This window comes from Streptomyces griseicoloratus, from assembly GCF_014534645.1.
Lineage (GTDB): Bacteria > Actinomycetota > Actinomycetes > Streptomycetales > Streptomycetaceae > Streptomyces > Streptomyces griseicoloratus.
On sequence record NZ_JACVQF010000162.1, the window covers coordinates 33,245 to 52,137 of the forward strand.

At 71.9% G+C, this 18,893-nt stretch carries 21 protein-coding genes; 10 read left to right on the forward strand and 11 right to left on the reverse strand.

Annotated features, from left to right (window positions below):
* Positions 1–31: 31 nt before the first annotated feature.
* The 6 genes from H0H10_RS41155 to H0H10_RS05250 all read right to left on the reverse strand — a co-directional run bounded on the left by H0H10_RS41155 (position 32) and on the right by H0H10_RS05250 (position 5,379).
* Positions 32–118, reverse strand: coding sequence for a putative leader peptide (locus H0H10_RS41155; protein ID WP_311605579.1), 87 nt, complete (start codon positions 116–118; stop codon positions 32–34).
* A gap of 106 nt (positions 119–224) precedes the next feature.
* Positions 225–1,835: an FAD-dependent monooxygenase gene (locus H0H10_RS05230; RefSeq protein WP_188179631.1), complete on the reverse strand. Its 1,611-nt coding sequence runs from the start codon at positions 1,833–1,835 to the stop codon at positions 225–227.
* Between the two features lie 196 nt (positions 1,836–2,031).
* Positions 2,032–2,928, reverse strand: coding sequence for an amino acid ABC transporter permease (locus H0H10_RS05235; protein ID WP_188179632.1), 897 nt, complete (start codon positions 2,926–2,928; stop codon positions 2,032–2,034).
* Entirely contained in the window at positions 2,925–3,590 is a 666-nt protein-coding gene (locus H0H10_RS05240; RefSeq protein ID WP_188179633.1) for an amino acid ABC transporter permease, read from the reverse strand. The genes H0H10_RS05235 and H0H10_RS05240 overlap by 4 nt, the downstream gene beginning before the upstream one ends.
* 84 nt (positions 3,591–3,674) lie before the next feature.
* On the reverse strand, positions 3,675–4,514 hold the full coding sequence (locus H0H10_RS05245; RefSeq protein WP_188179634.1) for a glutamate ABC transporter substrate-binding protein: 840 nt from the start codon (positions 4,512–4,514) through the stop codon (positions 3,675–3,677).
* Between the two features lie 88 nt (positions 4,515–4,602).
* Positions 4,603–5,379, reverse strand: coding sequence for an amino acid ABC transporter ATP-binding protein (locus H0H10_RS05250; RefSeq protein WP_188179635.1), 777 nt, complete (start codon positions 5,377–5,379; stop codon positions 4,603–4,605).
* Positions 5,380–5,667: 288 nt separating this feature from the next.
* Between H0H10_RS05250 and H0H10_RS05255 the strand changes: the two genes are divergently transcribed.
* Positions 5,668–6,354: a response regulator transcription factor gene (locus H0H10_RS05255; protein ID WP_188179636.1), complete on the forward strand. Its 687-nt coding sequence runs from the start codon at positions 5,668–5,670 to the stop codon at positions 6,352–6,354.
* A 9-nt stretch (positions 6,355–6,363) separates the two neighbouring features.
* The gene (locus H0H10_RS05260; RefSeq protein WP_188179637.1) at positions 6,364–7,791 is read left to right on the forward strand and encodes a sensor histidine kinase; all 1,428 of its coding nucleotides are present in this window, start codon (positions 6,364–6,366) and stop codon (positions 7,789–7,791) included.
* On the opposite strand, the gene H0H10_RS05265 is transcribed toward H0H10_RS05260, so the two are convergent.
* Positions 7,781–8,776 (reverse strand): TAXI family TRAP transporter solute-binding subunit, encoded by a 996-nt coding sequence (locus tag H0H10_RS05265; RefSeq protein ID WP_188179638.1) that lies wholly within the window; start codon positions 8,774–8,776, stop codon positions 7,781–7,783. The genes H0H10_RS05260 and H0H10_RS05265 overlap by 11 nt on opposite strands.
* Positions 8,777–8,947: 171 nt before the next feature.
* Between H0H10_RS05265 and H0H10_RS05270 the strand changes: the two genes are divergently transcribed.
* Positions 8,948–9,355 carry a pyrophosphohydrolase domain-containing protein gene (locus H0H10_RS05270; RefSeq protein WP_188179639.1) on the forward strand — a complete coding sequence of 136 codons (408 nt, stop codon included), beginning with the start codon at positions 8,948–8,950 and terminating at the stop codon, positions 9,353–9,355.
* Between the two features lie 43 nt (positions 9,356–9,398).
* Here H0H10_RS05270 and H0H10_RS05275 read toward each other — a convergent pair whose 3' ends face one another.
* Together H0H10_RS05275 and H0H10_RS05280 are read right to left on the reverse strand one after the other, a co-directional pair.
* The gene (locus H0H10_RS05275; RefSeq protein WP_188179640.1) at positions 9,399–10,625 is read right to left on the reverse strand and encodes a cation:proton antiporter; all 1,227 of its coding nucleotides are present in this window, start codon (positions 10,623–10,625) and stop codon (positions 9,399–9,401) included.
* 4 nt (positions 10,626–10,629) lie between these two features.
* Positions 10,630–11,115 (reverse strand): cation:proton antiporter regulatory subunit, encoded by a 486-nt coding sequence (locus H0H10_RS05280; protein ID WP_188179641.1) that lies wholly within the window; start codon positions 11,113–11,115, stop codon positions 10,630–10,632.
* A 93-nt stretch (positions 11,116–11,208) separates the two neighbouring features.
* Here H0H10_RS05280 and H0H10_RS05285 point away from each other — a divergent pair, with 93 nt between their 5' ends.
* The 4 genes from H0H10_RS05285 (at position 11,209) to H0H10_RS05300 (ending at position 15,317) form a co-directional block, all read left to right on the forward strand.
* Entirely contained in the window at positions 11,209–12,261 is a 1,053-nt protein-coding gene (locus H0H10_RS05285) for a sensor histidine kinase (RefSeq protein ID WP_188179642.1), read from the forward strand.
* Positions 12,261–12,920, forward strand: a complete 660-nt coding sequence (locus H0H10_RS05290) for a response regulator (RefSeq protein ID WP_188179643.1) — start codon at positions 12,261–12,263, stop codon at positions 12,918–12,920. The genes H0H10_RS05285 and H0H10_RS05290 overlap by 1 nt, the downstream gene beginning before the upstream one ends.
* A gap of 67 nt (positions 12,921–12,987) precedes the next feature.
* A complete protein-coding gene (miaB, locus tag H0H10_RS05295; RefSeq protein ID WP_188179644.1) occupies positions 12,988–14,505 on the forward strand; it encodes a tRNA (N6-isopentenyl adenosine(37)-C2)-methylthiotransferase MiaB in 1,518 nt (505 codons plus the stop codon).
* A 98-nt stretch (positions 14,506–14,603) separates the two neighbouring features.
* A complete protein-coding gene (locus tag H0H10_RS05300) occupies positions 14,604–15,317 on the forward strand; it encodes a class III extradiol dioxygenase subunit B-like domain-containing protein (protein WP_188179645.1) in 714 nt (237 codons plus the stop codon).
* A gap of 185 nt (positions 15,318–15,502) precedes the next feature.
* Here the strand turns inward: H0H10_RS05300 and H0H10_RS05305 are convergent, their stop codons facing one another.
* Both H0H10_RS05305 and H0H10_RS05310 read right to left on the reverse strand, forming a co-directional pair.
* Entirely contained in the window at positions 15,503–15,814 is a 312-nt protein-coding gene (locus tag H0H10_RS05305; RefSeq protein ID WP_188179646.1) for an antitoxin, read from the reverse strand.
* A gap of 24 nt (positions 15,815–15,838) precedes the next feature.
* Positions 15,839–16,117 (reverse strand): hypothetical protein, encoded by a 279-nt coding sequence (locus tag H0H10_RS05310; protein WP_188179647.1) that lies wholly within the window; start codon positions 16,115–16,117, stop codon positions 15,839–15,841.
* A 183-nt stretch (positions 16,118–16,300) separates the two neighbouring features.
* Between H0H10_RS05310 and miaA the strand changes: the two genes are divergently transcribed.
* The 3 genes from miaA to dapF all read left to right on the forward strand — a co-directional run bounded on the left by miaA (position 16,301) and on the right by dapF (position 18,833).
* Entirely contained in the window at positions 16,301–17,239 is a 939-nt protein-coding gene (miaA, locus tag H0H10_RS05315; RefSeq protein ID WP_188179648.1) for a tRNA (adenosine(37)-N6)-dimethylallyltransferase MiaA, read from the forward strand.
* A 107-nt stretch (positions 17,240–17,346) separates the two neighbouring features.
* Positions 17,347–17,871 (forward strand): hypothetical protein, encoded by a 525-nt coding sequence (locus H0H10_RS05320; protein WP_188179687.1) that lies wholly within the window; start codon positions 17,347–17,349, stop codon positions 17,869–17,871.
* 92 nt (positions 17,872–17,963) lie between these two features.
* Positions 17,964–18,833, forward strand: coding sequence for a diaminopimelate epimerase (gene dapF, locus H0H10_RS05325; protein WP_188179649.1), 870 nt, complete (start codon positions 17,964–17,966; stop codon positions 18,831–18,833).
* Positions 18,834–18,893: the final 60 nt, after the last annotated feature.

Here is an 18,893-nt window from a genome sequence, read left to right on the forward strand (position 1 = left end):
GAGCGGCGCGCGCCGAAGAAGGTGGGCGAATTCAGCAGGACGGCCGACACACGCAGCCCGCATAGCGGACGAGGTCCATATGGACCCTCCGCCACAGGCGCACATCGGTGTCGGTCACGATCCGGAGTACACCATGACGGGATGGACCGGTCAACTCAACGTCACCATGCGGACGGGCGACGGGCGACGGGCGACGGGCGACGGGCGACGGTGACGGCGGCCGGTCAGCGGGTGCCGACCGGTGCCCCGGCTTCCGCCGCCGCCGCCTCGGCGGCTCCGCCCAGTGCCGTCTCGGCCGCCGCGTACAGGTCGGCCGGGCGCACCCCGTTCAACGCCGTGACCAGGCGGCCGTCGGGTCGCACCAGCAGGACGGTGTGGGCGCCGGCGCCCGGGTAACTCTCGGTGACCAGCAGCTCGGCGTGACAGGGCAGCGCGGTCACCGCCGCCGCCAGCCGGGGCATGATGCCGGCGGTCACCCAGTGTTTCCGCTCCCAGACCCCCGTCCCCGGCGCGACCAGCACCACCAGCAGAGCCGCGCGTCCGAGCCGGTCGTGCAGCCGCACGAACGTGCCGTCCTCCGCCGTGACCCGGACGTCGGTGACGAGCGCCCCGGGCGGCGTGCCGACGACGACCTCTCCGTCGAGGTGCGCAGGCACGAGCGGCGAATCGGTGTACGCCCCCGGCGCACCGAGTGCCCCACGCCCCAGATGGCCGTCGGCGAGCAGCGCGTCATGACCGCGGGACGAGCCGGGGACGTAGGAGCGCAGGCCACCGCCGCCGCGGAGCAGCGGCAGTACCTGGTCGGCGGCGCGCAGCCGGGTCGCGACGGCCGCGCGCCGCTCCTCCTGGTAGCTGTCGAGCAGCGCCTCGTGGGGCCCCTGGTGCCAGGCCAGGGCCAGCTTCCAGGCGAGGTTGTCGACGTCCCGCAGCCCCTCGTCGAGGCCCTGTGTGCCCAGCGCGCCGAGCAGGTGCGCCGCGTCCCCGGCGAGGAACACGCGACCCGCCCGCCAGCGCCGGGCCAGGCGGTGGTGGATCGTGTGGACGCCGGTGTCGAGGAGTTCGTACGCCGGTGACGCCCCGCCGGCCCAGCCGGCCAGGGTCTCGCGGATCCGTGTCACCAGCATCTCGGGGGTGACCAGGTCCTTGCCCGGCGGCAGCAGCCAGTCCAGGCGCCACAGGCCGTCCGGCAAGGGGCGGCCGACGATCTCACCGGCCGACGGACCGGACGTCCGCCACGGGGGCGACCGGTGGAGCAACGCCTCGTCGGTCCACGGGAGTTCCGTGCGCAGTGCGGCGACGGCGTACCGTTCCACCGCCGTACGGCCGGGGAAGCGGATGTCCTGGAGCTTGCGGACGGTCGAGCGGGGGCCGTCGCAGCCGACCAGGTGACTGCCGCGCCACCAGGTGCCGTTGGGGCCGCGGGTGTGGGCGGTGACGCCGGAGGGCTCCTGCTCGATGGCGTCCAGGCGGCTGTCCACGGCGACCTGGACGAGCGGGTCGCCGGCCAGGGCGGCGCGCAGGGCGCCGGTCAGCACGTGCTGGGCGATGTGCAGGGGGGCGGGGTCGGCGGCGTCGTCGAACGCGACCTCGCGCATCACCTGCTTGCGCCGCATCGACCGCCAACCGGCCCAACGGAAACCGCCCGTCAGGGGCGCACCGGTCAGCCGTTCGACGAGCGCGACGGTGTCCTCGCGCAGGACGACGGTGCGGGCGGGGCGGGGCTCGTCCCTGCCCGGGCTCTCGTCGAGGACGACACAGGGCACCTCCTGACGCGCCAGCGCCAGGGCGAGCGTGAGCCCGACGGGCCCCGCTCCGACGATGATCACCGGATCCACGGCGAGGCGCCCCCTGCCCGCGGTGTCGTCCCGTGGGACACAGGTGAACAGGAAGTTGGAGCAGGGTGCACGATCACAGAACGTATGCAACCCATTGCCGCTGTTTGCGTCAAGTGACGGAGGCAGTGGCGATCACGCCACTGCCTCCATGATGGTCATACGAGTTGACCGAGTGTCAGACGGGTCGGAACTGACGTCAGACTCCGCCGCCGGCTCCGGTCCCCGCCGCGCCGGCGACCTGAGCGTCGTCCACCTTGAGCACCGCACCGGTCGACTTCTTGCCCCGCCGCAGCCGGCGCTCCAGCCAGCTCGCGAAGGACGTGAGGGCGAAGTTGAGCGCGATGTAGATCACGGCGACCACGGTGAAGCTGGCGATGACGTTGGCGCCGTAGTAGCCGCTCATCGTGTTGGCGGACGCGAGCAGTTCCGGGAAGGTGAGGACGGCGCCGCCGAGTGCGGTGTCCTTCAGGATGACGACCAGCTGGCTGACGATGGCCGGCAGCATCGCGGTGACCGCCTGCGGCAGCAGGACGAGGCGCATCAGCTGGTTCTTGCGCAGGCCGATCGCCATGGCCGCCTCGGCCTGGCCCTTGGGCAGGGACAGGATCCCGGCCCGGACGATCTCGGCGAGGACGGAGGCGTTGTACAGCACCAGACCGGTGACGACCGCGTACAGCGGACGGTCGTCCGAGCTGACGTTCGTGTACTCGGCGAACAGCGCCAGACCGAAGATCATCAGCACCAGCACGGGGATGGCCCGGAAGAACTCCACCACGACCGCGGCCGGGACGCGGACCCAGACGTGGTCCGAGAGCCGGGCGATGCCGAGCGCGGCGCCGAGCGGCAGCGCGATGACCATCGCCAGCGCGGCGGCCTTCAGGGTGTTCTCCAGGCCGGGCCAGATGTACGTCGTCCAGGCCTCGGAGCCGGTGAAGAACGGCTTCCACAGGGCCCACTCCAGCTGGCCCTTGTCCTTGAGGGTGCTGAACACCCACCACAACAGGACCGCGAGGGCGGCCAGGAAGACCACCGTGAAGACGACGTTCCGCCGCTTGGCGCGGGGACCCTGCGCGTCGTAGAGAACGGAGCTCATCGCTTCACCGCCACCTTCTTGCCCACCCAGCCGAGGATCAGGCCGGTCGGCAGCGTAAGAACCACGAAACCGAACGCGATGACCGCGGAGATCAGCAGCAGCTGGGCCTCGTTCTCGATCATCTCCTTCATCAGCAGCGCCGCCTCGGCGACACCGATGGCGGCGGCCACCGTGGTGTTCTTGATGAGCGCGATCAGCACGTTCGCCAGCGGGACGACCGACGAACGGAACGCCTGCGGCAGCACCACCAGGCTCAGCACCTGACCGAAGCTGAGCCCGATCGCGCGGGCCGCCTCCGCCTGCCCGACCGGCACCGTGTTGATGCCGGAGCGCAGCGCCTCGCACACGAAGGCGGAGGTGTAGAGAATCAGACCCAGGACGGCGAGCCGGAAGTTGATCGTCTCGAAATCGCTTGCGCCGAGGGTGATGCCCAGCGACTGGTTCAGGCCCAGCGACGTGAACAGGATGATGACGGTCAGCGGGATGTTCCGCACGATGTTCACGTACGCGGTCCCGAAACCGCGCATCAGCGGCACCGGGCCGACGCGCATGGCGGCCAGCAGGGTGCCCCAGATCAGGGAGCCGACGGCGGAGAGCACAGCGAGCTGCACCGTCGTCCAGAAGGCCCCCAGCAGGTCGTAGTCTTCAAGAAAGTCGAACACGATCTCCCGCGCTTCCGCGTGTAGGGATGCCCGCCCCGGTGCGCCGCCCCTTCCGGAGGGCGGCGCACCCTGTCAGGCGCGGCCTCAGCTCTTGATGTCGCCGATCTTCGGCGCGGGCTCGTTCTTGTAGTTGGCCGGACCGAGGTTCGCGTCCACGGCCTTCTGCCAGGAGCCGTCGGCGACCATGGCCTCCAGCGCCTCGTTGATCTTGTTCTTGAGGTCGCTGCCCTTCTTGACGCCGATGCCGTAGTTCTCGTTGGTCAGCTTGAAGCCGCCGAGCTTGAACTTGCCCTTGAACTGCGACTGGGAGGCGTAACCGGCGAGGATCGAGTCGTCGGTGGTCAGCGCGTCGATGGCGCCGTTCTGCAGGCCGGGCAGGCAGGCGGAGTACGTCGGGTACGGCTGCAGCTGGGCCTTGGGCGCCAGCTTGTCCTTGACGTTCTGCGCCGAGGTCGAACCGGTGACCGAGCACAGCTTCGCGTTGTTCAGGTCCTCCGGCGACTTGATCTTGTTGTCGTCGGCACGGATCAGCACGTCCTGGTGGGCCAGCAGGTACGGGCCGGCGAAGTCGACCTTCTCCTGGCGCTCCGGGGTGATCGAGTAGGTGGCGGCGATGAAGTCGACGTCACCGCGCTGCAGCATGGTCTCGCGGTCGGCGCTCTTCGACTCCTTCCACTCGATCTGGTCCTCGGTGTAACCGAGCTTCTTGGCGACGTACGTGGCGACGTCCACGTCGAAGCCGGCGTAGCCCTGCGGGGTCTTCTGGCCGAGGCCCGGCTGGTCGAACTTGATGCCGATGGTGATCTTCTTGTTGTCACCACCGGAGGAGCCGCTGTCGTTGCCGTCGTCGGAGCCGCACGCGGTGGCGGTGAGGGCGAGGGCGAAGACCGTGGCCGAGGCGGCGGTGACCTTGCGGAGCTTCATGGTGGACATCCTTTGGCTGTGATCGGACGATCAGAGGTGTGCCGTCAAAGGGCGGGTGACGCAGTCGTCGGAGCGCGCCGGGCGGGCGTCAGTGGTGCAGGATCTTCGACAGGAAGTCCTTGGCGCGGTCGCTGCGCGGATTGCTGAAGAACTGGTCCGGCGCGGCCTGCTCGACGATCCGGCCGTCCGCCATGAACACCACCCGGTTGGCGGCCGACCGGGCGAACCCCATCTCGTGCGTGACGACGATCATGGTCATGCCGTCACGGGCGAGCTGCTGCATGACCTCCAGGACCTCGTTGATCATCTCCGGGTCGAGGGCCGACGTCGGCTCGTCGAAGAGCATGACCTTCGGGTCCATGGCCAGGGCCCGGGCGATGGCGACGCGCTGCTGCTGACCGCCGGAGAGCTGGGCGGGGTACTTGTCCGCTTGGGCGCCCACGCCGACCCGGTCGAGCAGGGAGCGCGCCTTCTCCTCGGCCTTCTTCTTCTCGACCTTGCGGACCTTGATCTGCCCCAGCGTCACGTTCTCGAGCACGGTCTTGTGCGCGAAGAGGTTGAAGGACTGGAAGACCATGCCGACGTCGGCGCGCAGCCGGGCCAGCTCCTTGCCCTCCTCGGGCAGAGGCCTGCCGTCGATCGCGATCGTGCCGGAGTCGATGGTCTCCAGCCGGTTGATGGTGCGGCACAGGGTGGACTTACCGGACCCGGAGGGCCCGATCACCACGACGACCTCGCCGCGGGCGATCGTCAGATCGATGTCCTGGAGCACGTGCAACGCGCCGAAGTGCTTGTTGACGCTCTTCAGGACGACCAGTTCTCCGGTCGCGGCCACATCTTCCTTGGCCACCGATACTTCGGTCATCGCTCTCAGGCTCCGTCCTCCTCGGTTTCGGAGGACAGTAGTAACCCCATACGACCTGCGTCTCTATATCTGAGGGGAATCTGAGCATCACGATCCGATAGCAATCGGACACCTGTCGTAGCAGTTACGAGCAGGGCTCATATCGGCCGGGTAACTTCGAGCGGTTCGCAACCGGAACCCTCTTGACGCCGTCCCCCTCCATCGGCGTGACTGCACTGGGTGCACGCGCGCGTGTACGCGTTTTCTACACATCCTGATCGTACGGCCGATGAACCGAAGGGGGCCCGGATGAGACTGTTGCTGGTCGAGGACGACAACCACGTCGCCGCCGCCCTGTCCGCGGTCCTGGCACGGCACGGCTTCGACGTCACCCACGCGCGCAGCGGCGAGGAGGCGCTCCAGGCACTGGTCCCCGAGGGTGAGGGCTTCGGCGTCGTCCTCCTCGACCTCGGCCTGCCCGACCAGGACGGCTACGAGGTCTGCGGCAAGATCCGCAAGCGCACCAGCACCCCGGTGATCATGGTCACCGCCCGCTCCGACGTCCGCTCCCGCATCCACGGCCTCAACCTCGGCGCCGACGACTACGTGGTCAAGCCGTACGACACCGGGGAGCTGCTGGCCCGGATCCACGCCGTCAGCCGGCGCTCCGCCCACGAGGACGCCCCGGGCGCCGCCGAGACGACCCTGCGCCTCGGCCCCGTGCGCATCGAACTGCCGACCCGCCAGGTGACCGTCGACGGTACGGTCGTCCCGCTCACCCGCAAGGAGTTCGACCTGTTGGCCCTGCTGGCGCAGCGCCCCGGGGTCGTCTTCCGCCGGGAGCAGATCATCAGCGAGGTCTGGCGCACCAGCTGGGAGGGCACCGGACGCACCCTGGAGGTGCACGTCGCCTCCCTGCGCGCCAAGCTGCGCCTGCCCGCGCTCATCGAGACCGTACGCGGCGTCGGCTACCGCCTCGTCGCCCCCACCGCGTAGCGGGGCCGGGTGCGCACTCGCCTGCTCCCGCTGCTCATCGTCCTGCTGGCGGCCGTGCTGCTGGCGCTCGGCGTCCCGCTCGCCGTCAGCGTCGCCCGCGCCGAGCAGCAGAAGGTGGTCGTCGACCGCATCGACGACACGGCGCGCTTCGCGGCGCTCGCGCAGTTCGTCACCGACGCGCCCGGCGGATCGCGCACCACGTCCACGGACGAGCGCCTGGAGACCCTCCAGGCCGAGCTGACCAGCTACTACGAGGTGTACGGCATCCAGGCGGGCGTCTTCTACCGCAGCCACATCCCCATGGCCAACGCCCCGACGACCTGGTTCCTCCCGCAGACGGGCGAGGTCCGCGCCGCCTTCGACGAGGCGCTGCTCAGCCGCCGCAGCCACGACCCGCAGCAGGTGTGGCCCTGGGAGCGGGGCCGGCTCGTGGTCGCCTCGCCGGTCATCCGGGACGGTGACGTCGTCGCGGTCGTCGTCACCGACTCGCCCACCGACTCGATGCGCTCGCGCACCCTGAACGGCTGGCTGCTCATCGGCACCGGCGAGATCGCCGCGATGCTGCTCGCCGTCGGGGCCGCGCTCCGGCTGACCGGCTGGGTGCTCCGGCCCGTACGGGTCCTGGACGCCACCACCCACGACATCGCCACGGGACGGCTCAAGTCCCGGGTCGCCCCGGCCGGGGGACCGCCGGAACTCAGGCGCCTGGCCCGCTCGTTCAACGAGATGGCGGACCACGTCGAGGACGTGCTGGAGCAGCAGCGCGCCTTCGTCGCCGACGCCTCGCACCAACTGCGCAACCCCCTGTCGGCGCTGCTGCTGCGCATCGAACTGCTCGCCCTGGAACTGCCCGAGGGCAACGAGGAGATCGCCTCCGTCCAGGCCGAGGGCAGGCGCCTGGCCCGGGTCCTGGACGACCTGCTCGACCTGGCGCTGGCCGAGCACAGCGACGCCGACCTGAAGGTCACCGACATCGGCGCGCTGACCGCCGAGAGGGTGGCGGCCTGGGCGCCGACCGCCGAGGCCAAGGGCGTGCGGCTGGTGGCGGACTGCCCGCCGACCACGGGCTGGGCCGACCCGGTGGCGCTCTCCAGCGCCCTGGACGCGGTCATCGACAACGCCGTGAAGTTCACGCCCGCGGACGAGACCGTCGAGGTCACGGTCGCCTCCACCGGCGACACCGCCACCGTCGTCGTCAGCGACCACGGTCCCGGCCTGACCGACGAGGAACTGGGCCGCGTCGGCGACCGCTTCTGGCGCAGCGGACGGCACCAGAACGTCAAGGGCTCGGGTCTCGGCCTGTCGATCTGCCGGGCACTGCTCGCGGCGGGGGACGGCTCGATCTCCTTCGGCCACCACGAGCCGCACGGGCTGACGGTGACCGTGACCGTCCCGAGGACGGGACGTGTGCCGTCGCCGGCGGGCCCTACGGCTTGACCGACCGGTAGTAGCGCCGGGCGCCCTCGTGCAGCTCCAGGGGGTCGGTGTAGATGGCCGTGCGCAGGTCGACCAGCTGGGCGGAGTGGACGTGCGCGCCGATGCCGTCGCGGCTGTCGAGGACGGTCCGGGTCAGCCACTCGGTGAGCCGCGGATCCATGTCCGCGCGGGTCATCAGCAGGTTGGCCACGGCCAGCGTCGGCACCGTGGCACCGTTCTGGACGGTCGGATAGGCCGACTCCGGGATGTTGGTGGCCCGGTAGTAGCGGGTCGCACCGCCCTGGTCGTGCAGCTCGGCGACGAGATCCTCGCTTATCGGTACGAACCGGAAGGCGGAGGTCTCGGCTATCCGCCTCAGCCCGTCCGTCGGCAGCCCGCCCGACCAGAAGAACGCGTCGATCCCGTGCCCCAGCCGCTCCGGCCCGGTGTCGATGCCGTCCGACCGGGGAGTGATGTCCGTCTCCGGATCGATGCCCGCGGCCTTCAGCAGCCGGGTGGCTATCAGCCGTACGCCCGAGTTGGGCAGCCCGATGGCCACGCGCTTGCCCCGCAGATCGGCGACGGACTGGATGTCCGAGTCGGAGGGGACGACGAGCTGCACGTAGTCGTCGTAGAGCCGGGCGACCCCCCGCAGCCGGTCGGCGCCGGGGCGGTCGAGGAGCTTGTACGTCTCCACCGCGTCGGCCGCCGCGATCGTGAAGTCGGCCTCGCCGCTCGCCACACGCTCGACGTTCTCCTGCGAGCCCGCGCTGGTCATCAGCCGAACCTTCAGGCCCGGCATGTCCTTGCGCAGCTCGGCGCGCAGCAGCTCGCCGTACTTCTGGTAGACCCCCGCGCGCGTGCCCGTGCTGAACGTGATCGTCCCGCTCGGCGGATCATCGCCCAGGGGCAGCAGCCACCACAGCAGCAGCCCGAGGACGACGACTGCGGCGCCGGCGCCTTCGACGGCCCGGCGCCTGCCGATTCGGGAGAACAGCTTGGACATGGCCGCGATCCTGCCAGTCCGTGTCCCGCGCTGACCAGGACCGGGCTCACAGGACCGGGCTCGCAGGCCCGGGCTTGCAGGCCGGCGGTGCGGGCACCGCCGGCGCGGGGGCGATTGTCGGAGGGCTCACCGCAGGGCCGGTTGTCAGACGCTCTCGTTACAGTCGTCGGCATGAGCACTTCGCCCGCCGACCTCGTCCGCGCCTTCCACCTCGCCTTCGGGCTGGACGCCCGCACCACCCCGACCGAGGTCCCGCCGGAGCTCGCGGCCCAGAGAGGCAGGCTGCTCGCCGAGGAGGCCGCGGAGGTCGCCGAGGTGTCGGTGACGGGCCCCCTCGACCGGCTCGCGCACGAACTGGCCGACGTGGTCTACGTCGCGTACGGCACCGCTCTCGTCCACGGCATCGACCTCGACGCGGTGATCGCCGAGGTCCACCGCTCCAACATGACCAAGCTGGGCCCCGACGGCACGGTCGCCCGCAGAGCCGACGGCAAGGTCCTCAAGGGCGAGCACTACCAGGCGCCGGACGTGACGGGCGTACTGCGCCGGCAGGGCTGGAGGCCGGACGCCGCCGCCTGAGCCCCGAGCGCCCGGCGCCGCCGTCCGGCTCGTCCGGCCGGCCTCAGTCGCCGACCGACGCCTCCGCCGCCCGCGGCGCGCCCTCGGGAGTGCCGCCGGGCCGGTCGGGGTCGCCGGGCCGGCGGAACAGACGCATCGCCAGCGGTTCGGTGAAGCGGGCGGTGAGGGGGCCGAGAATCACCAGGATGAGGACGTACGCCGTGGCCAGCGGGCCCAGCGACGGCTCGATACCGGCCGAGACCGCGAGCCCCGCGATCACGATCGAGAACTCGCCGCGCGCCACCAGCGCACCGCCCGCGCGCCAGCGGCCCTTGACGGAGATCCCCGCGCGCCGGGCCGCCCAGTAACCGGTGACGATCTTCGTCACGGCGGTGAGCAGCGCCAGCGCGAGCGCGGGCAGCAGCACCGGCGGGATGCTCGCCGGGTCGGTGTGCAGACCGAAGAAGACGAAGAAGACGGCGGCGAACAGGTCGCGCAGCGGGCTCAGCAGCGTGTGAGCGCCCTCGGCGACCTCCCCGGACAGGGCGATGCCCACCAGGAACGCCCCCACCGCGGCCGAGACCTGCAGCTGCTGCGCCACACCGGCCACCAGGATCGTCAGGCCGAGCACCACCAGCAGCAGCTTCTCCGGGTCGTCACTGGAGACGAAGCGCGAGATGAGCCGGCCGTAGCGCACCGCCACGAACAGCACCAGTCCCGCCGCCGCCAGCGCGATCGCCAGCGTGATGCTCCCGGTCATCAGGCCGGCGCCGGCCACCAGGGCCGTGACGATGGGCAGGTACACCGCCATCGCCAGGTCCTCCAGCACCAGGACGCTCAGGATGACCGGCGTCTCCCGGTTGCCGACCCGGCCGAGGTCGCCGAGGACCTTGGCGATGACGCCGGACGACGAGATCCACGTCACGCCGGCCAGCACGACGGCGGCCACCGGGCCCCAGCCCAGCAGGAGCGCCGCGATCGCGCCCGGCAGGGCGTTGAGCGCGCAGTCGACCAGGCCGGCCGGATAGTGGGCCTTCAGGTTCGTCACCAGATCGCCGGCCGTGTACTCCAGGCCCAGCATCAGCAGCAGCAGGATGACGCCTATCTCGGCGCCGGTCGCGACGAACTCCTCGCTCGCCCCGAGCGGCAGCAGACCGCCCTCGCCGAACGCCAGCCCGGCCAGGAGGTACAGCGGGATCGGGGAGATCCGGAAGCGGCCGGCGAACCGGCCGAGCAGGCCGAGGCCGAGGATGATGGAACCGAACTCGATCAGCAGGACCGCGGAGTGCACCGGCTCACTCCCGCCCGAGTATCGCCGCGGCCGCGTCCACGCCCTCACGGGTGCCGATGACGATCAGGGTGTCGCCACCCGCGAGGCGGAAGTCCGGGGCGGGCGAGGGGATCGCCTCCGCCCGGCGCAGCACCGCCACGACGGAGGCGCCCGTGTCGGTCCGCATCCTGGTGTCGCCCAGCACCCGCCCGTTCCAGCGGGAGGTGGCGGAGACCTCGATCCGTTCGGCGACCAGACCCAGGTCGGTGGTGTAGAGCAGGTTGGCGCTGTGGTGGGAGGGCTTCAGCGCGTCGATCAGCGCGCCCGCCTCCGGGCCGGTCAGCTTCAGGGAGTGGGCGCAGGAGTCGGGGTCGTCGGCCCGGTACACGTTCACCGTGCGGGCGCCGTCACGGTGGGCCACCACCGACAGGTGCCGGTGCTCCCGGGTCACCAGGTCGTACTGCACCCCGATACCCGGCAGCGGCGTCGCCCTCAGGCGTGGAGCGGACACGTGTCTTCCCCTCGTTCGTCTTGCATGACTTGCTGCACGTGCGTGACGCGCGCACGGCGCCGCCATGCTGTCATCCGCACGTACCGTGGCGATATGGGTGTCGTGACGGATATACGCAGCCGGGCCGGGGCGGGGAGACTGACGGCCGCGGTGTCGTGGACGAGGGCCGGGAGGGCGGGGAGGAGCGGAAAGAGGACCGTGTCGCTGTTCTGGCGGATCTTCTCGCTCAACGCCGCGGGCCTCGTCGCGGCCACCGCGCTGCTGCTGGGACCGGTCACCGTCTCCACCCCCGTCCTGCCGGGCGAGGCGCTGGTCCTGCTCGGGGGTCTCGCGGCACTGCTGGCCGGCAACGCGCTCGTCCTGCGCATCGGGCTCACCCCGCTGCACCGGCTGGGCCGGGCCATGGCCACCGCCGACCTGCTGCGGCCCGGCGCCCGCCCGGCGGTCTCCGGACCGGCGGAGGCCGCCGAGCTGATCGCGACGTACAACACGATGCTCGACCGGCTCCAGGCCGAGCGCACCGCCGGCGCGGGCCGCGCCCTGCACGCCCAGGAGCGCGAACGCCACCGCATCGCCCGGGAACTGCACGACGAGGTCGGCCAGACCCTCACCGCCGTCCTCCTCCAGCTCAAGCGCGTGGCCGACCGCGTGCCCGGAGAACTGCGCGAGGACGTCGCCCTGGCGCAGGAGGCCACCCGGGCCGGACTCGACGAGATCCGCCGCATCGCCCGCCGCCTGCGCCCCGGCGTCCTGGAGGAACTGGGCCTCGCCAGCGCCCTGCGCGCACTGGCCGCCGAGTACACCCACCACGGACTGACCGTCCGCCACCAGGTCTCCGGCGACCTGCCCCCGCTCAGCCCGGAGGCGGAACTCGTGATCTACCGGGTCGCCCAGGAGGGCCTGACCAACACCGCCCGCCACGCCGCCGCCGACCGCGCCGACCTCAGCCTCCGCCCCGCGCCCGGCGGCGTCGAACTCCTCGTCCGCGACAACGGCACCGGCCTGGGCGGGGCACCGGAGGGCGCCGGTATCCGCGGCATGCGCGAACGCGCCCTGCTGATCGGTGCCGAGATCCACATCGAACCCGCCCCCGGACGGGGCACCGGCATACGTCTGCGTGTCCCCGTCCCGACCGGAGCCACCTGATGTCCGCACGGCCCCCCATCCGCGTCCTGCTCGCCGACGACCACACCCTCGTACGCCGGGGAGTGCGCCTGATACTCGACGGCGAACCCGACCTCACGGTCGTCGCCGAGGCGGGGGACGGCGCCGAGGCGGTCGCCGCCGCCCGGGCCACCGAGGCCGACCTGGCCGTCCTGGACATCGCGATGCCCCGCATGACCGGACTCCAGGCGGCCCGCGAACTCTCCCGCCGGCTGCCCGGCCTGCGCATCCTCATCCTGACGATGTACGACAACGAGCAGTACTTCTTCGAGGCACTGAAGGCCGGTGCCTGCGGATACGTCCTGAAGTCCGTCGCCGACCGGGACCTGGTCGAGGCGTGCCGGGCGGCCATGCGCGACGAGACGTTCATCTATCCGGGCGCCGAACGCGCCCTCGTCCGCTCCTACCTGGACCGGCTGCACAGCGGCGGCGGCCTGCCCGAGCGGCCCATCACCGAGCGCGAGGAGGAGATCCTCAAGCTCGTCGCCGAGGGCCACACCTCCAAGGAGATCGGCGAGCTGCTGTTCATCAGCGCCAAGACGGTGGAGCGCCACCGTGCCAACCTCCTGCAGAAACTCGGCGTCCGCGACCGTCTGGAACTGACCCGGTACGCGATCCGCGCGGGCCTCATCGAGCCCTGACCTGCCAGGACGCCGGTTGTCCACAGGCGGCCCGGGCCACTGCCGCCGACCGCCTACCCTTATTGCCATGAGCAGCATCGACCGGAGCCAGTCAGTGGGCGGCACGCGCACGTACGAGGTACGCACCTACGGGTGCCAGATGAACGTCCACGACTCCGAGCGATTGTCCGGTCTGCTGGAGGACGCGGGCTACGTCCGCGCCCCGGAGGGCTCCGACGGCGAGGCGGACGTCGTCGTCTTCAACACCTGCGCCGTGCGGGAGAACGCCGACAACAAGCTCTACGGCAACCTCGGCCACCTCGCCCCGAAGAAGGCGCGCCGGCCCGGCATGCAGATCGCGGTCGGCGGCTGCCTGGCGCAGAAGGACCGCGACACCATCGTGAAGCGGGCGCCCTGGGTGGACGTCGTCTTCGGCACGCACAACATCGGCAAGCTCCCGGTGCTCCTGGAGCGCGCCCGCGTGCAGGAGGAAGCGCAGGTCGAGATCGCCGAGTCCCTGGAGGCGTTCCCGTCCACGCTGCCGACCCGCCGCGAGAGCGCGTACGCGGCCTGGGTCTCCATCTCCGTCGGCTGCAACAACACCTGCACCTTCTGCATCGTCCCGGCGCTGCGCGGCAAGGAGAAGGACCGCCGTCCCGGCGACATCCTCGCCGAGGTCGAGGCCCTCGTCGCCGAGGGCGTCTCCGAGATCACCCTGCTCGGGCAGAACGTGAACGCGTACGGCTCCGACATCGGTGACCGCGAGGCCTTCAGCAAGCTGCTGCGCGCCTGCGGCAGGATCGACGGCCTGGAGCGCGTCCGCTTCACCTCCCCGCATCCGCGGGACTTCACCGACGACGTCATCGCGGCCATGGCCGAGACGCCGAACGTGATGCCGCAGCTGCACATGCCGCTCCAGTCCGGCTCGGACCCGGTCCTGAAGGCGATGCGCCGCTCCTACCGGCAGGAGCGCTACCTCGGGATCATCGAGAAGGTGCGGGCCGCCATCCCGCATGCGGCGATCACCACCGACATCATCGTGGGCTTCCCCGGCGAGACCGAGGAGGACTTCGAGCAGACCCTGCACGTGGTCCGCGAGGCCCGCTTCGCCCAGGCGTTCACCTTCCAGTACTCGAAGCGGCCCGGCACCCCGGCCGCCGAGATGGACAACCAGATCCCCAAGCAGGTCGTCCAGGAGCGCTACGAGCGTCTGGTCGCCCTCCAGGAGGAGATCTCCTGGGAGGAGAACAAGAAGCAGATCGGCCGCACCCTGGAGCTGATGGTCGCCGAGGGCGAGGGCCGCAAGGACGGCACCACCCACCGCCTGTCCGGCCGTGCCCCCGACAACCGTCTGGTGCACTTCACCAAGCCCGAGCAGGAGGTCCGCCCCGGCGACGTGGTGACGGTCGAGGTCACCTACGCCGCCCCGCACCACCTCCTCGCCGAGGGCCCGGTGCTCGACGTGCGCCGCACGCGCGCGGGCGACGCCTGGGAGAAGCGCAACGCGGCCGAGCAGGCGAAGCCCGCCGGCGTCATGCTGGGCCTGCCGAAGATCGGCGTCCCCGAGCCGCTGCCGGTCGCGGCGAGCGGCTGCGGCTGCGACTGACGGGAGGGACGCCCCGGTGCGGTGACGACCGGTGCGGTGACGGCCGGTTCGGCGCCCGGTGACCGCCCCACCGGTCGTCCGGGGTTACCCTGCCGATCATGCTTGTCGCCGCCGCAGTCTGTCCCTGCCCGCCGCTCCTCGTGCCGGAGGTCGCCGCGGGTGCCGCTCCCGAACTGGACGCCGCGCGTGCCGCGTGCACGGACGCGCTGGGCGTGCTCGCCGCCGCCCGGCCCGATCTGCTCGTGGCCGTGGGACCCGCCCGTGGTGCGGGGCCCGAGAGCTACCCGCAGGGCACGCGGGGCTCGTTCCGCGGCTTCGGCGTGGACCTCGACGTGTCCCTGGGCCCGGACGACGGGACGGGAGCGGGCCGGGAGCTTCCGTACGGGCTGGCCGTGGGTGCCTGGCTGCTGCGACGGACCGGTTGGTCCGACGCCCCGGTCGAGGGACTCGGTGTGGGGGACTCCCTCACGGCCGGGCGGTGCCTCGGCATCGGACGGGACGTCGCCGCGCGGGCCGGGCGGGTGGCGATGCTGGTCCTGGGCGACGCCAGCGCATGCCGCACGCTCAAGGCCCCCGGCTACCTCGACGAGCGGGCCGAACCCTTCGACAGGCAGGTCGGGCGGGCGCTCGGCACGGCGGACACGGCCGCCCTCGCGGCACTGGACACCGGCCTGGCCCGCGAACTGAAGGTGTCCGGCCGGGCGCCCTGGCAGGTTCTCGCGGGAGCGGCCGAGGGCACGGCCCTCGGCGGCGCGGTGCTGTACGAGGACGCGCCGTACGGAGTGGGTTACGTCGTCGCCGCCTGGTCGTAGGGAACCGGGCGCTCCGCGGTCACGGCGAGCGGGCGACGGCAGACGTCGGAGCGGCGGACGGCCCCGAGGCGGATGTGCTCCGGGGCCGTCCGCCGCTCCGACGGCGCATCAGGTGCGGACCGCGGACGCGCGGGCTCGCGGGCGCGCCCGCGAGCGGTGCCGGGACGCCGGCGGCGGGCCGCCGGTCAGGACGTCGGCGGCGGGCCGGCCGGCGGCGTGGTGTCCGGAGGGGTGGTGCCGGGAGGCGTGGCGCCCGGCGTGCCCCCGCCGCCCTCCGTCCCGCGGGTGTCCTTGTGCGCGAGACGGTCCACGGCGCCCTTCGCCTTTCCCGTGCCCGCCTGGATCCGGTCGCTGTACTTTCCCTTGGTCTTCTCGTCGACCGTCTTCGCCACCCTGTCGAGGCCGTGCTGGACCTTGTCCCCGTGCTGCTGCGCGAGGTCCGAGACCTTGCCCTTCGCCGGTCCCAGCTTGGCCTTCAAGTTGTCCATGAGACCCATGGTTCACCTTCCCTCGCGGGGCAGTTACGTGCGGGCGCCCTTGTCGGTCTCGTTGTCGACGGCCTCCTCGGCGGACTGCTGCTTGGGGATCTCGACACTCTCCGAGCCGGCGCTCCCGGAGCCGGCGGGCTCGGCCGTCTCCGCCTCCGCCGTCTCCTCGGCTGAGCTGCCGGCCGGTTCCCCGGCTGCTTCCGCCTTCTCCTCCGCCGTGCCTGCCGTGGCCGCCGCGTCGGCTCGCGTCTGCGTGGCCGACGCCTCCTCCGTGGTCCTCGACCTCCGAAGAAACCGTGCAAAAACGCCCATATCAACTCCATACGTTACTCGTGCGGGCGAAATCCCGCGGCATCCTGTGCGTCCGTTTGCGTGGCCCGGGAGCGGCGCGCCGGTGATCCAGGGGCGGGAACCTCGCAACGGGCAACGACCCCGGCTCCGCACCGTCACGTAACTCGTTCGGGGGCACGGCGAGAGGTTTGCGAAACTGGTGCGGTGAGCAGCGCACCCCCCATCCCTCGCGTCATCGCCGTCGTCGGACCGACTGCGGCCGGAAAGTCCGATCTGGGCGTATTCCTGGCCCAGCGGCTGGGCGGTGAGGTCGTCAACGCCGATTCCATGCAGCTCTACCGTGGGATGGACATCGGGACCGCCAAGCTGACGCCCGAGGAGCGCGGCGGCGTCCCGCACCACCTGCTCGACATCTGGGACGTGACCGTCACCGCCTCCGTCGCCGAGTACCAGCGGCTGGCCCGGGAGCGGATCGACGCCCTGCTCGCCGACGGCCGGTGGCCCATCCTGGTCGGCGGCTCCGGGCTCTACGTCCGTGGGGCCGTGGACAACCTGGAGTTCCCCGGCACCGACCCCGAGGTCAGGGCCCGGCTGGAGGCGGAGCTCGCACTGCGCGGCTCCGGCGCGCTGCACGCCCGGCTGGCCGCCGCCGACCCGGAGGCCGCGCGGGCGATCCTGCCCAGCAACGGCCGCAGGATCGTCCGGGCCCTGGAGGTGATCGAGATCACCGGCAAGCCCTTCACCGCCAACCTGCCCGGCCACGACTCCGTCTACGACACCGTGCAGATCGGCGTGGACGTGGCCCGCCCCGAACTGGACGAGCGCATCGCCCGCCGGGTCGACCGGATGTGGGAGGAGGGCCTCGTGGAGGAGGTGCGCGCACTGGAGGCGCAGGGGTTGCGCGAGGGGCGTACGGCGTCGCGAGCGCTGGGCTACCAGCAGGTGCTCGCGGCCTTCGCCGGCGAGTGCACGCTGGACGAGGCGCGGGCCGAGACCGTCCGTGCCACCAAACGCTTCGCGCGCCGCCAGGATTCATGGTTCAGGCGCGATCCCCGGGTGCACTGGTTGAGTGGGGCCGCGGCGGACCGCGGGGAACTTCCGCGGCTGGCCCTGTCGTTGGTCGAACGACCGGTTACAGCCTGATCACGTGATGGCATCGGGACACCCCGACCGTCATCCCGGCCATCGGCGCCGTGCCATCATCGAGCTTCGATCGACCGAGTGAGTCCTAGTTGGGAGGGCGCGTGGCGATGGAGGCCGGCCCTCGCGACACCGCACCAAGCACCGAGCACGCCGCCGCCGACCACGGCGGCACGGAGCCGGGCCGGGCCCGTCTGAGCCCCGACGGCCCCCACGGAGCCGACGGCCGGGACGGGACACCGGACGGTGTGGCCGCCGACGGCCCCGAACCCGAGGAGATGTACGCGGGCGGGGACGAGGTCGAGGTCGAGCTCCGCCCGCAGCGCCGGCTGCGGATCTGGCAGCTCGCCCCCATCGTGTGCCTGGCCTCGGTCGGCTCCCTGATGTTCGCCTTCCCGCTCGCCTTCGACTTCGGCGACAGCGGCGCCGTGATCGCGATGCTGGGCCTGCTGATCAGCTCCTGCGCGGCCGGCTGGGGCATGATGGCCGCCCGCCGCGTCGGCTACACCTGGCCGGGCCTGCCGCAGCGCGGCTCCGGCCGGCGCGCCGACTGGCGGGTCATCCTCGCCTACGCCCTGGCGGTCGCCTGCATCGTCGTCCTGGCCGTGTGGCGCGTGGCCCGCCTGCGGGGCTGACGCCCGCCGTCCCGCCCCCCGGTGAGGTGAGCCCGCGCACCCGGGACGGGAGACCGCGCCGTCCTGTCGTAGCCACCCCGTACGATCGAGGAATGAGCACGCGGATCGCCTTCCTCAAGGGTCACGGAACCGAGAACGACTTCGTGATCGTCCCGGACCCCGAGAACGCCATCGACCTGCCCCCGGCCGCCGTCGCCGCCCTGTGCGACCGCCGGGCGGGCATCGGCGGTGACGGACTGCTGCACGTGGTGCGGTCCGCGGCGCACCCCGAGGCCAAGGACATGGCGGCCGAGGCGGAGTGGTTCATGGACTACCGCAATGCCGACGGCTCGGTCGCGGAGATGTGCGGCAACGGCGTGCGGGTCTTCGCTCGCTACCTCCAGCGCGCCGGATTCGCCGACGAGGGCGACCTCGCCGTGGCCACGCGCGGGGGCGTGAAGAGCGTGCACATCGCCAAGGACGGGGCCATCACGGTCGGCATGGGCCGGGCGCTGCTCCCCGAGACGGACGTCACGGTGAGCGTCGGCGAGCGCAGCTGGCCCGCGCGGAACGTGAACATGGGCAACCCGCACGCCGTGGCCTTCGTGGCCGACCTCGACCACGCCGGCGACCTGCTCTCCCCGCCGCCGTACCAGCCGGCCGCCGCGTACCCGGACGGGGTGAACGTCGAGTTCGTGGTCGACCGCGGCCCCCGGCACGTCGCGATGCGGGTCCACGAACGCGGCTCGGGGGAGACCCGTTCGTGCGGCACGGGCGCGTGCGCCGTCGCCGTCGCCACCGCCCGCCGGGACGGCGCCGACCCGGCCGTCACCGGAACCCCGGCGACGTACACCGTCGACGTGCCGGGCGGCACCCTTGTGATCACCGAGCGTCCCGACGGCGAGATCGAGATGACGGGCCCCGCGGTCATCGTCGCGGAGGGCGAGCTCGACGCGGAGTGGCTGGCCGGGACCGTGGCCTGAACCACAGCCCGGTCCGGGACACTGCGTGCGAAAACACAAACCCTCGGACCTTCGCTCGAA